The sequence below is a fragment of the Kushneria pakistanensis genome (genome assembly GCF_014652795.1).
Classification (GTDB): Bacteria; Pseudomonadota; Gammaproteobacteria; order Pseudomonadales; family Halomonadaceae; genus Kushneria; species Kushneria pakistanensis.
The window spans coordinates 888288-900020 of record NZ_BMZM01000001.1 but is presented as its reverse complement, the minus strand read 5'-3'; the positions used below and the strand labels follow the sequence as shown (position 1 = coordinate 900020).

Annotated in this window: 12 protein-coding genes; all 12 read right to left on the bottom strand. The window is 57.9% G+C overall.

Annotated features, from left to right (window positions below; genetic code table 11):
- Window positions 1-120: 120 nt before the first annotated feature.
- Window positions 121-1095 carry a lipoyl synthase gene (lipA, locus tag IE123_RS04040; RefSeq protein ID WP_189515300.1) on the bottom strand — a complete coding sequence of 325 codons (975 nt, stop codon included), beginning with the start codon at window positions 1093-1095 and terminating at the stop codon, window positions 121-123.
- A complete protein-coding gene (lipB, locus tag IE123_RS04035; RefSeq protein ID WP_189515298.1) occupies window positions 1095-1832 on the bottom strand; it encodes a lipoyl(octanoyl) transferase LipB in 738 nt (245 codons plus the stop codon). The genes lipA and lipB overlap by 1 nt, the downstream gene beginning before the upstream one ends.
- Before the next feature lie 49 nt (window positions 1833-1881).
- On the bottom strand, window positions 1882-2208 hold the full coding sequence (locus IE123_RS04030; protein WP_189515296.1) for an HP0495 family protein: 327 nt from the start codon (window positions 2206-2208) through the stop codon (window positions 1882-1884).
- Between the two features lie 124 nt (window positions 2209-2332).
- A complete protein-coding gene (locus IE123_RS04025) occupies window positions 2333-3526 on the bottom strand; it encodes a D-alanyl-D-alanine carboxypeptidase family protein (protein WP_189515294.1) in 1194 nt (397 codons plus the stop codon).
- A 25-nt stretch (window positions 3527-3551) separates the two neighbouring features.
- On the bottom strand, window positions 3552-4505 hold the full coding sequence (locus IE123_RS04020; protein WP_229819579.1) for a septal ring lytic transglycosylase RlpA family protein: 954 nt from the start codon (window positions 4503-4505) through the stop codon (window positions 3552-3554).
- A 1-nt stretch (window position 4506) separates the two neighbouring features.
- A complete protein-coding gene (mltB, locus tag IE123_RS04015) occupies window positions 4507-5487 on the bottom strand; it encodes a lytic murein transglycosylase B (RefSeq protein WP_229819578.1) in 981 nt (326 codons plus the stop codon).
- Window positions 5488-5543: 56 nt separating this feature from the next.
- A complete protein-coding gene (gene rodA, locus IE123_RS04010) occupies window positions 5544-6680 on the bottom strand; it encodes a rod shape-determining protein RodA (protein WP_189515906.1) in 1137 nt (378 codons plus the stop codon).
- A gap of 5 nt (window positions 6681-6685) precedes the next feature.
- Complete coding sequence (mrdA, locus tag IE123_RS04005; protein ID WP_189515292.1) at window positions 6686-8602, bottom strand: penicillin-binding protein 2; 1917 nt, start codon at window positions 8600-8602, stop codon at window positions 6686-6688.
- Window positions 8603-8675: 73 nt separating this feature from the next.
- Complete coding sequence (rlmH, locus tag IE123_RS04000) at window positions 8676-9143, bottom strand: 23S rRNA (pseudouridine(1915)-N(3))-methyltransferase RlmH (protein WP_189515290.1); 468 nt, start codon at window positions 9141-9143, stop codon at window positions 8676-8678.
- Window positions 9140-9505: a ribosome silencing factor gene (rsfS, locus tag IE123_RS03995; RefSeq protein WP_189515288.1), complete on the bottom strand. Its 366-nt coding sequence runs from the start codon at window positions 9503-9505 to the stop codon at window positions 9140-9142. Before rsfS ends, rlmH begins: the two co-directional genes overlap by 4 nt.
- 91 nt (window positions 9506-9596) lie before the next feature.
- Window positions 9597-10259, bottom strand: coding sequence for a nicotinate-nucleotide adenylyltransferase (nadD, locus tag IE123_RS03990; protein ID WP_308430184.1), 663 nt, complete (start codon window positions 10257-10259; stop codon window positions 9597-9599).
- Window positions 10246-11526 (bottom strand): glutamate-5-semialdehyde dehydrogenase, encoded by a 1281-nt coding sequence (locus IE123_RS03985; protein WP_229819577.1) that lies wholly within the window; start codon window positions 11524-11526, stop codon window positions 10246-10248. Before IE123_RS03985 ends, nadD begins: the two co-directional genes overlap by 14 nt.
- Between the last annotated feature and the right edge of the window lie 207 nt (window positions 11527-11733).

The following is an 11733-nucleotide window of genomic DNA, read 5'->3' as shown; positions in this document are numbered from 1 at the left end:
CAAATAATAGTTTCAGACGCTCAAATGCAATGTACATCCAGCAGATACGACAACGCCCGGCAGTACCGGGCGTGACAGATATGACCTACAGGGGAAACCTGCCCTTTTGCCTTTTGAGTCTCAGGACACCTTTTCACCATGCGCCTGTTTGTCAGCATGATAGCTTGAACGTACCAGCGGACCTGATGCGACATGCTTGAAGCCCAGCTCGCGTCCCTTCTCGGCAAACCAGGCAAAAGTGTCGGGATGCACCCAGCGATCCACCGGCAGGTGATTGCGTGAGGGTTGCATGTACTGGCCAAGGGTGAGCATGTCGACATTGTGGGCGCGAAGATCACGCATGACCTCGACCACCTCGTCGTCGGTTTCACCTACGCCAAGCATCAGCCCGGACTTGGTCAATACTTCCGGGCGGACTTCCTTGTAGCGCTTGAGAAGATCAAGCGACCACTGATAGTCCGCGCCTGGTCGAACACGACGATACAGCGAGGGCACCGTCTCAAGGTTGTGATTGAACACATCCGGCGGTTCCTGACGCATGATATCGATCGCCTTGTCCATACGACCGCGAAAATCGGGTACCAGCACCTCGATTTCGAGATCCGGACTGCGCTTTCTGATCTCTTCGATGCAGTTATTGAAGTGCTGTGCACCGCCATCACGCAGATCATCACGATCCACGGAGGTGATAACCACATACTTCAGACGCATCTCGGCAATGGCTTCGGCAAGTTCACGCGGCTCATCTTCATTGAGTGCATTGGGCCTGCCATGGGCGACGTCACAGAACGGACAGCGACGCGTGCAGATATCTCCCATGATCATGAAGGTGGCTGTACCGCCGTTGAAGCATTCGCCAAGATTGGGGCAGGACGCCTCTTCGCATACCGTGACAAGCTTGTGCCGACGCAACGTTTCCTTGATACGCGTGACCTCTTTCGAGATCGGCATGCGCACCTTGAGCCAGCTCGGCTTGGTCGGCAGGGTCTCGGTCGGAATGACCTTTACCGGAATGCGCGCGACCTTGTCGGCACCGCGAAGTTTGACACCTTTTTCAGCCCGATGTTTGGGGGTGGTAGCAGTTGTCTCGGTCATCAGTTTGATCCTGTTACTCGAGAAATGTGGGTCAGCACCCCGGGTGCGCTCACCATCTCCTGAAGCTCGGGGTTGCCAAGTTCGGCGGCAAAGGCTCCGAGCAATCCTTGTGCTTCACGCGCCATGTTCGGCGGTTGCGACAGCAGATCGCGAAGCTGGGTCATTCTAAGCCCTGCATAACCGCAGGGATTGATATGGTCAAAGGGAGAAAGATCCATATCGATATTGAAGGCGATACCGTGAAAGCTGCTGCCCCGGCGGATACGCAGGCCCAGCGAGGCAATCTTGGCATCATTGACATAGACACCCGGCGCATCCGTTCGCGAGCGGGCATCGATATCGTGCTCACGCAGCGTATTGATCACGGCATTTTCAAGGGCCTCTACCATGGCACGTACCCCAATGCCTCGCCTTTTGACATCAATCAGGGGATACATGATCAGCTGGCCGGGCCCATGATAGGTGACCTGCCCGCCCCGGTCACTGTGTACCAGCGGAATATTGCCAGGATTGAGCAGATGTTCGGGCTTGCCGGCACGCCCCTGGGTAAAAACGGGGAAATGTTCTACCAGCCAGATCTGATCCGGCGTTGTGCTGTCACGTTCATCGGTGAAGCGACGCATGGCCTCCCATGTTGTCGTGTAGTCCCGGGTACCCAGACGATACACGGCAATGGGCTGATCATTTCGGGATGTGCAGGCAGATGCCTGCCGATCATCCAGGTGTGTGTCACTCATCAGCGCTACCTCAGGGAAGACACAAGGCGTTCACCAGCCGGCAGGGATATCACAGCACCATCTGGACACGGCCAGTAGCCTTGAGTGCCAGAAAAAGATCATTGAGCTGCTTTTCGCCGGTGGCGTAAATGGTGACATGCAAGGAGCGATACTTGCCATTGCGGCTATCGCGATGGGTCACCCGGGAACGATCAAGTTCCGGAGAAAAATCTTCCACGATATCGAGCATGTCACGATCAAAATCGACATCGTTGTTGCCCACGATCTTGATGGCGTAATCGCAGGGAAACTCGATCTTTGGCGCCTCCGGCGTCTTGTTGCTGTCAACGGGTGACGACAGGATAGCGGCAGGCTTTTTGGATGACGGCCTGGACATGATAAACCTCTTGAGCATTGCAGGCTGAACGTTCGCCCGATTGCCCACCATGTTACTTAAAAAGGGGCGATTCGTCAGCCGAATCGCCCCTTCATGGTCATGGACCTGTCCTGCTTCAGATCACTTAGAAAAGTCCCTGAACAAACTTCAAAAGGCCATCCCAGAGACGCTTGAACAGACCGCCCTGCTCGATGCTTTCGAGCGCGACCAGCGGCTGCTCATCGATGACTTCATCATTTTGCACGATCTGAACGGTACCATACTGCTGGCCGGCCTGAATGGGCGCCTGCAGATCACCGTTGATATTGATCCGGTTGGAAAGTCCAGCATCGTTTTGTCTGGAAGCCGTCAGGTAAACATCATTGGCTACACCGAAGCTGCCCTCATCCTGGGTCCCGCCCCAGACACGCGCGCGCGTAAGCTCCTGCCCGGCGTCATACACCTTCTGGGTCTGGAAATAGCGAAAGCCGTAGCTCAGAAGCTTCTGGGTTTCCTGAGAGCGGGCTTCTTCAGAGTTGGTACCCATGACGGCGGCGATCAGACGCGTGTCGCTTTGCTGGGCCGAGGCGACCAGGCAGTAGCCTGCCTCTTCGGTATGACCGGTTTTCAGACCATCGACCGTCTTGTCACGCCACAGCAGCAGATTACGATTGGGCTGCTTGATGCCGTTCCAGGTAAAGTATTTCTCGGCATAAAGCGAATAATGGTCAGGGAAATCATTGATGATATGGCGTGCAATCACGGCCATGTCATACGCCGAGGAGTAGTGCTCCGGGTCCGGCAGACCGGTCGGGTTCATGAAGTGCGTATTCTGCAGTCCCATCTGACGTGCATGCTCATTCATGAGGTCTGCAAACGATGACTGGCTGCCGGCAATATGTTCGGCCATGGCCACCGTGGCATCATTGCCGGACTGCACCACGATACCCTGCATCAGTGCCTGCACCGGCACATGGCTGTTGACCTTGACGAACATGCGCGAGCCACCGGTCTGCCAGGCTTCCTTGCTGATGCGAACTTCATCAGTGGGAGACATGTTGCCGCTTTCGATCTCGCTTTCAGCAATATAGGCTGACATCATTTTGGTCAGGCTGGCCGGCGGAACACGCTCGTTGCCATCATGCTCAACCAGTACACGGCCGGACTTGGCATCCATCAATACCCACGACGTGGCTGCAAGCCCGGGCGGCGAAGGAACAAAGCTTGAAGGTGACGGCCCATCGGATGCCATTGCAGGGGCAGCGGTCAGTGTCAGCGCCAGTGAGGAGAACGCGACAAGGTGGCGCCAACGGCGTACGTTTACTGCAAAAAGGATCATATTGCCTTTCTCTGTTTGCTTGTATTCAGTCCGTACCAGCTACCCGATGTACCTGGTCATAACCTGCTTCATGCAGTTCGGACCTGACTGATTCCACCATGATCGGATCGTCAAGTGGGCCCACCTGTACCCGATGCATGGCGGCATGTCGTGTTACCCGAACCGGCCTGGAAAGACGCGCTTCGAGCTTGTCCCTGAGCGCCCGAGCATGCTCATCCGATCCAAGGGCCGCCACCTGCAGATAGACAGCGCCTCCCTGATCATTACTGCTCGTCACGGGTGCGATCTCCTGTTCCGGGGATGTACCAGCGCCTTGCTGAGCAGTGTCATGGGCTCTTGAAGCTCCCGGAGAGTCTTCAGTACGCCCTGACCGGGTGGCTACCTGCTGATCATTGTTGTGTTGTGCCTGCCACTTCTGCGGGTTTATGGCAGTGACCCGCACTCTGGCAGTGCCAGCGCCGAGCATATCCAGGCGAGACGCCGCTGCATAGGAGAGATCAATCAAACGATCATCATGAAACGGGCCACGATCATTAACGCGAACAATCACGGAGCGGTCATTATCCAGATTGGTGACGCGTGCAAAGGTAGGCAGCGGCAGGGAGCGGTGCGCTGCCGACATGGCATACATATCGTACTGCTCACCATTGGCGGTATCGTAGCCCTGAAATTTTTGACCGTAAAAAGAGGCCCGCCCTGTCTGGCTATAGCCTTCGCTCGACGAGAGAACGTGATAGCGTTTGCCCAGCACCTGGTAGCTGGACTGATTGCCGCTGCGCGACAGGGGCTCGACCCGTGGAACAGCATCAGGCACCTGAGACACATCAACATGACGATCGGGATAGGCGTCCCGGGACATGGCATAACGCCCGCCCGAACCACCGCCACCGCTGGCACAGCCCGCCACCAGCGTTATCATCATCAGCAGCACAACCGGCCGCCAGAAGCCACCAGACAACGCATCTTCTCCGGGCGACACCCTAATCCTCCCGCTGCAGTGCGGCCTGAATCTGTTCGGCCAGCGTCGTCACGGCCATGGCGTAGAGATGGCTATGGTTATAGCGCGTAATCACATAGAAGTTATGCAGGCCAAACAGATAATCGTCGTGCCCATCGGCGTAATCGAGCGCCAGCGGAATGACCTCTTCATCCTCGGGAATGGCGATGTCGGCAACAATGCCCTGCTCTTTTAGCGTACCGACCCGCGCATAGGGCGGTTTTGCCTGATTGAACTCGACACTTTCGGGCTTTTGCGACGCGCTCAGATGCGCAGCCACCGTCAGCGGCTGGCCCGAACGCCAGCCATGCTCGGCGAAGTAGTTGGCCACACTGCCGATGGCATCGACAGGCTCCTTCCAGAGATCCTTGATGCCATCATTATTGAAATCAACGGCATAGGCCTGATAGCTGCTGGGCATGAACTGCGGCAGCCCCATGGCGCCGGCGTAGGAGCCCTTGAGCTCCAGCGGATCAAGTCCCTGCTCACTGGTCAGGGTCAGAAAGGCCTCAAGCTCACGACCAAAGAAATCGCTGCGAGGCGGATAGTCAAAAGCCAGCGTGGTCAGGGCATCAACGACGCGATAGCTGCCGGTGTGGCGTCCATACCAGGTTTCGACGCCAATGATGGCGGCAATGATTTCACGCGGCACACCATATTCCTGCTCGGCGCGCGCCATGGCATCACGGTGGGCACGAATGAAATCCACCCCGCCAGCCACGCGCTCGGGCTTGATAAAGATGTCGCGATACTGGTCCCAGCGCAGATGGCGCTCGGCGGGTTTTGAAATCGCATCGATGATCTTTTGCTGACGACTGGCCTGCGCGAGTGTGGTGGTCAGCTCTCGACGATCAAGTCCTGCATCGACCAGCCTGTCGACCATGGCACGCGCCTGTTCGCTGGTGGCCGGATCATACTCGCCCGCGGCGTTCACCAGCGGCGATACCGCCAACAGCATTGCCATGGCCCAGCGCCATTTTCTACCTGAATGACATCGATCCAGCTTCATCCCGACTCTCTCTAGCGTGGCGTGGTCTTGTGGTGGGTAAAAACGGCCATCAGCATACCGAAGCCGGCCATCAGGGTCACGCTGGCAGTACCGCCATAGCTGATCAACGGCAACGGCACACCCACCACCGGCAGAACACCGCTGACCATACCCACGTTGACGAACACATAAACGAAAAAGGTCAGCACCAGACTGCCACCCAGCAAGCGGCCAAAAGTGTCATGTGCCTGACTGGCCATATAAAGGCCACGCCATATCAACAGCAGATAACAGCTCATCAGCACGGCCATGCCGATCAGCCCGAACTCCTCGGCAAGCACGGCCACAATGAAATCGGTATGCCGCTCGGGCAAAAACTCAAGCTGCGACTGTGTCCCCTGCATCCAGCCCTTGCCATGGATACCGCCTGAACCGATCGCCGTCTTGGACTGGATGATGTTCCAGCCTGTGCCCAGCGGATCACTTTCCGGGTTCAGAAAGGTCAGTACTCGCTGACGCTGGTACTGATGCATGTTGAACCACAAAAGCGGCATGGCCGCGACCCCCAGCCCGACGCAGACGGCAATAAAGCGCCAGGACAGGCCTGCCAGCAGTATCACGAATACCGCCGAAGCCGTCACCAGCATGGAGGTGCCCAGATCGGGTTGATTGGCAATCAGCCCAACCGGAATTCCCATCAGCAACAGGCAGACAAGAAGATCCAGCCATCCGGGCGGCAACACCCTGCGTGACAGATAGGCGGCAATGGTCATGGGCATGGCAAGCTTCATGAGCTCGGAGGGCTGAAAGCGAATGACACCGGGGATGGTCAGCCAGCGCTGTGCCCCCATGGCATGAGTACCAATCACATCCACTGCCACCAGCATCAGGGTGACCACGACATAAAAAAACCACGCAAAGCGCTGCATGGTGCGTGGTGAAAACTGCGCGATCAGCAACATGATCAAAAGCGCGGCAGCAAAGCGAAGCGCCTGAGCTTCCACCAGATAGGTGGATTCACCGCCAGCGCTGTAAAGTACGATCAGACCGCCTGCGACAATGGTCAGCAGTGCCAGCAAAAGCCAGGGGTCCAGATGCAGGGTCCGCCAGCTCAAACGCTGATACTGTCGACGGCTGCGGCGATAGACCCGCTGCCAGTAGTCCATCATCATCGTCAGTCTCCCGTCACGATCTGCTGAGCGGCACTTTCATTTTGCCGGGCATGACGCTGCGCTTCCTCGCTGGATTTCAGACCCGGCAGTATCCAGGCATCCAGCATCTCACGCGCAATGGGCGCCGCTACCTTACTGCCGCCACCGCCGTTTTCAATAATGACGGCAAGCGCGATTTTGGGATCATCCACCGGACCATACGCCGTAAACAGGGCATGGTCATGAAGGCGCTCCTCAAGCTCGGCAGCGTTGTATTTTTCCTTCTGCCCCAGGGTAAATACCTGCGCCGTGCCTGACTTGCCCGCCATGCGATACTGAAGGTTGCGCCCCGAGGCGCGTCCCGAGCCTTCACCGCCAACCATGACATTTTCCATGGCCTGATGAATCAGATCCCACCAGCGCGGATTGTCCAGCTCAACATTATCCGGTGTGTTCTCGAAAGGTGGCTCAATCTGCTGATCGCCCACCTGCATGGCAAGGTGGGGACGCACCCATCGGCCATCATTGGCCAGCACGGCAACGGCGGTAGCCATCTGCAGGGGCGTAGCCAGCCAGTAGCCCTGCCCGATACCTACCGACAGGGTCTCCCCTGGATACCACGCCTGGTTGTAGCGGCCACGCTTCCAGTCGCGGCTGGGCATCAGGCCACTGCCGGCGCCCCAGACATCCAGGCTGTGATCCTCGCCAAACCCGTATTTATGCATGAATTCGGAGAGGCGATCGATGCCCATGCGATGGGCAAGACTGAAGAAATAGGTGTCATTGGAAACCGTGATGGCACGCTTCATGTCGACCCGGCCATGCCCCCAGCGCAGCCAGTTGCGATAGCGTCGGGAGTCGTTGGGCAACTGGTAATAGCCGGGGTCGTATACGGAGTCGGATGGCTGAACCAGACCATATTCCAGACCCGCGGAAGCCATGTAGGGCTTGACCGTGGACGCCGGTGGATAGGCACCTCGCGAGGCACGATTGAACAGCGGCATGTCAATGTCATCACGAAGGGCTGCATAGGATTTGGTATCGATGCCGGTGACAAACTTGTTGTTATCAAAGCCGGGCTCCGACACCATGGCCAGAATGGCCCCGGTATCAGGTTCAATGGCAACGATGGCGCCGCGCTTGCCCTTCAGAAGTTCGTGGCCAAGCTTTTGAAGCTTCGAATCCAGCGTCAGCGTCAGATTTTTACCCGGCTGCGGCGGCGTACGACTGATCTCGCGCAGGGCCCTGCCCCGGGCGTTGGTTTCGATGCGCCGCACCCCTGCCTGGCCATGCAGCTCATCTTCATAAAACCGCTCGATGCCGGTCTTGCCGATAAAGTGGGTACCAGCATAGTTGCTGGTATCGATGCGCTGCTGATCGTCCTGGCTGATACGCCCGACATACCCCAGCACATGTGACATCCACTCGCCGTCGGGATAGTAGCGAATGAGCTGGGCCTCGACCTCTACCCCGGGCAGCCGGTAACGGTTGACCGCGACCCTGGCAATCTGGTCTTCGTTGAGATCACTGAGCAACAGCGCAGGCTCATAGGAGCGCAGACGCTCGCGTGATCGCTGCGTCAGCACATCATGCTGATCCTCGGGAAGATCCAGAATATTGATCAGGCGAGCAATGGTCTGGCCGACATCGCCGGCCTGCTCACGCACCAGGGTGAGGTTGTAGGTCGGTCGATTTTCGGCCAGCACCTCGTGGTTGCGATCAAGGATCAGACCACGATTGGGCGGCAACGGCTCGACCCGCATACGGTTTTTATCCGAGCGCGTGATGAAGATGTCGTGTTGAACAACCTGCAGCCATACCATGCGCCCGATGAGGCCGGAAAACATGATAAGAACAAAAAACGCCGCCACGATACTGCGGTGGCGAAAGATGCGTGCCTGTTGTTCGGAATCCTTAAGCGTGGCGCGACGTGGGCGCATTGAGAAGATTGCCCAAAAACAATAAACGGATAAGCCGCCCGGCAGGCACAACGTGCTGCATGCTCAGGCCCCGCTAGCGATGGTAGGGATGCCCGGTCATCAGCGTCCAGCCACGGTAGAGCTGTTCGGCCAGCAATACACGCACCAGTGGATGAGGCAGCGTCAGAGGCGACAGGGACCAGCGAAGATCGGCACGTGACAGGCAGCGCTGATCAAGGCCGTCAGGGCCACCGATCAGGAGTGATACGTCGCTGCCGGACATCTGCCAGTCGCTCATGCGCTCGGACAGCGTCGGTGTCGACCATGGCTTGCCTTCGACATCGAGCGCCACCACGAGTTCACTGTCCCTGATTTTCGACAGCAGACGATCGCCTTCAACGCGTATTGCCTTCGCAGGGTCCGCGCTTTTCTGACGCGGACCGGGTGGCAGCTCAATGATCTCAAGCGCCATCTCACGCGGCAGGCGCTTGCGATATTCTTCAACGCCCTGCGTGACCCAACCCGGCATTCGCGTGCCGACAGCAAGCATCCTCAATTTCAAGAATGTTGCTCGCTGACCGCCTCATGACGGCCCAGATCATTGGGCAACTCGCTCCAGAGCCTTTCCAGGTCGTAGAGTCTGCGGGCGTCCGGCATCATGACGTGGACCACAACATCGCCCAGATCCACCAGCACCCAATCGCTGCCGGCCTCACCTTCTACGCCCAGCGGGCGAACGCCCTCATTCTTGGCGCGCTCTACCACATTGTCTGCCAGTGCCTTGACGTGTCGGCTGGAAGTACCGCTGGCGACCACCATGACATCGGTCACGCTGGTCAGTCTGGATACATCGAGCTCGGCGATATCACGCCCCTTGAGCTCTTCCAGGGCGTCAACCACCAGAGATGAAAGTACTGTCTGCATAGCTCCTCGGATATAAACGGTTCAAACCGCATTGTACCGCTGTCAGGCGCATGCACCATAGACATTTGACGCTTTTGACACCCTGATGGCGTTAGTCTGCTGCTTCACCGTACAGCCCATGCTCACTGATGAAGGCCTCAACGGCCGATGGCATCAGGTACCTCACGCTGCGACCTGCCGCCAGTGTCTGACGGATGGCGGTCGCGGAGACGGCCATCGCAGTGGTCTGATCATAATCCAGCACCCGCCCGAAAGGCGCCGCCATCATGGCCTCGACACTGTCCACACGCCGCGATTCAACCAGATCCTCAAGGACCTGACACTGCAGCTCCTGACTCTCCGGGCGCCCGATTACCAGAATATGGGCATAATCAAACAGTGCCGCAGGTTCATGCCACTCGTGCAGTTTTAGAAAAGCGTCCCGCCCCAGCACCATGAGAAGACGCGCCGTCTCACCGTACTGCTCGCGCAGCGATTTGAGCGTATCCAGCGACCAGGACGGTCCATCCCGACGGATTTCGCGATCATCGGCAATCAGCCCCGGCGTATCTGCCAGTGCCAGCTTTAACATGCGCAGGCGATCCCCGGAACTGACCCCCGGGGCGCTGCGATGCGGCGGCAGATGGGCCGGCACCATATGCACGGCATCCAGCGAAAGCGCATCACGCAGCTCCACGGCCGCGCGCAGATGCGCAATATGAATGGGATTAAACGTGCCGCCAAACATGGCGACACGCGGGTTATGTTCTGACATGACCATCGCCCAGCACGATGTATTTACGCGTGGTCAGCCCTTCCAGCCCTACCGGCCCGCGAACATGCAGCTTGTCGGTCGAAATACCGATCTCGGCACCCAGCCCATACTGCGCGCCATCGGCAAAACAGGTCGGTGCATTGATCATGACAGAGCTTGAATCCACCTGTGTCAAAAAGCGCTGGGTATGCCCGAAGTGGTCGCTGACAATGGCGTCGGTGTGATGTGAGCCGTAGTGATTGATGTGTTCAATCGCTGCATCAAGCCCCTCGACTACCCGAATGGACAAAAACGGACCCAGGTATTCGGTCTGCCAGTCTTCCTCGGTGGCCGGTTCGACATCTGCCAGTGCCTGTACTGCAGCGCAGCCACGTACGGTGACGCCAGCGTCCTTAAAACGCGTGATCATGTCAGGCAAAAAGGCATCGGCAATGTCCCGATCCACCAAAAGCGTTTCCATGGCGCCGCAGATACCGTAACGAAAACACTTGGCGTTGAAGGCGATAGTAGATGCCATCTCGAGCGATGCATGACGATCGACAAAGACATGGCACAGCCCTTCCAGATGTTTGATGACCGGTATGGTGGCCTGCTCCGAGATGCGTTTGATCAACGACTTCCCGCCACGCGGAATGATGACATCCACATACTCGCTGGCCGTGATCAGCGCCCCCACGGCGTCACGATCGGTGGTTTCCACCAGCTGCACGGCATGACCCGGCAATCCGGCCTGTTCAAGACCCGAGGCGATACAGCGGGCAATGGCGCAATTGGATTCGAAGGCTTCCGAACCGCCGCGTAAAATGACGGCGTTACCTGACTTGAGACACAGTGCAGCAGCGTCCACCGTCACGTTGGGACGCGATTCGTAGATGATACCGATCACGCCCAGCGGCGTGCGCATGCGCCCGATACGCAGCCCATTGGCCTGCGTGCGAAGCTCATCGATACCGCCCACCGGGTCCGGGAGCGCAGCGACGGTCTCAAGGCCCGCGATCATGGCGTCAATGCGCGCAGGCGTCAGCAACAGCCGATCCATGAGCGCCTCGGAGAGCCCCTCCCTTTCACCACGCGCAATATCGTGAGCATTGGCTTTTAAAAGCGTGTCGCGTTGCTGCGAAAGCTCGGCGGCAATCGCCCCCAGCGCATTGTTTCGCTGCTGCGTGGTACTGCTGCGAAGTACTTGAGACGCCTTGCGCGCCTGCTGGCCCAGCAGGGTCATGCGTGTGGCAGTATCGATACTTTCCTTTTGCACCTCAGACATCATCTGCGCTGTTCTCCTGTGTCCCAATAAGCGCGGCCGCGCTTGTCTGTTGTCGTAACCTGACGCTATCGGAGTGCACAGCGGCTGACTATACTGGCCGACGATTTTATGTTTGCTCGTCCGATACTTATTGTTCGTCACTATAAGTCAGTTGCCGGCAGCAGTAAAAACCGCGCCAGGCGCGGCAAGTCATTGTGTGGAGTCCTGTCT

Bases quoted from the DNA above. Each gene is read 5' to 3' on its own strand.
- lipA (WP_189515300.1), bottom strand. From the start codon at position 1,095: ATGACCGAGACAACTGCTACCACCCCCAAACATCGGGCTGAAAAAGGT.
- lipB (WP_189515298.1), bottom strand. From the start codon at position 1,832: ATGAGTGACACACACCTGGATGATCGGCAGGCATCTGCCTGCACATCC.
- IE123_RS04030 (WP_189515296.1), bottom strand. From the start codon at position 2,208: ATGTCCAGGCCGTCATCCAAAAAGCCTGCCGCTATCCTGTCGTCACCC.
- IE123_RS04025 (WP_189515294.1), bottom strand. From the start codon at position 3,526: ATGATCCTTTTTGCAGTAAACGTACGCCGTTGGCGCCACCTTGTCGCG.
- mltB (WP_229819578.1), bottom strand. From the start codon at position 5,487: ATGGCAATGCTGTTGGCGGTATCGCCGCTGGTGAACGCCGCGGGCGAG.
- rodA (WP_189515906.1), bottom strand. From the start codon at position 6,680: ATGATGGACTACTGGCAGCGGGTCTATCGCCGCAGCCGTCGACAGTAT.
- mrdA (WP_189515292.1), bottom strand. From the start codon at position 8,602: ATGCGCCCACGTCGCGCCACGCTTAAGGATTCCGAACAACAGGCACGC.
- rsfS (WP_189515288.1), bottom strand. From the start codon at position 9,505: ATGCAGACAGTACTTTCATCTCTGGTGGTTGACGCCCTGGAAGAGCTC.
- nadD (WP_308430184.1), bottom strand. From the start codon at position 10,259: ATGTCAGAACATAACCCGCGTGTCGCCATGTTTGGCGGCACGTTTAAT.
- IE123_RS03985 (WP_229819577.1), bottom strand. From the start codon at position 11,526: ATGATGTCTGAGGTGCAAAAGGAAAGTATCGATACTGCCACACGCATG.